Source organism: Mesorhizobium sp. WSM4846 (assembly GCF_055811415.1).
Map to the genome: position 1 here is coordinate 1 of NZ_JBVVPZ010000120.1, position 281 is coordinate 281.

1 protein-coding gene is annotated in these 281 nt (G+C 81.1%); it reads left to right on the forward strand.

All coding sequences use genetic code 11. The features are described from left to right. The coding region (locus AC0L15_RS33290) for a hypothetical protein (RefSeq protein WP_473498432.1) at nt 1-281 on the forward strand (281 nt) is incomplete at both ends.

Sequence of the window (281 nt, forward strand, 5' to 3'; positions counted from 1 at the left end):
CTCACTACAGCGCCGGGGGGGGGGGTTGTGGGGGCCGGGGGGGGGGGGGGGGGGTTTTTGGGGGGGGGGGGGGGGGGGGGGGTGGGGGGGGGTTTGGGGGGGGGGGGGGGGGGGGGGGGGTGTGTTGGGGGTGGGGGGGGGGGGGGGGGGGGGTGGGGGGTTTGTGTGGGGGGGGGGGGGGGGCGGGGGGGGGGGGTTTTTTTTGGGGGGGGGGGGGGGGGGGGGGGGAAAAAAAAAGGGCGGGGCACGCCCCAAAACAGACCCACCGCCCCGCCCGGCGG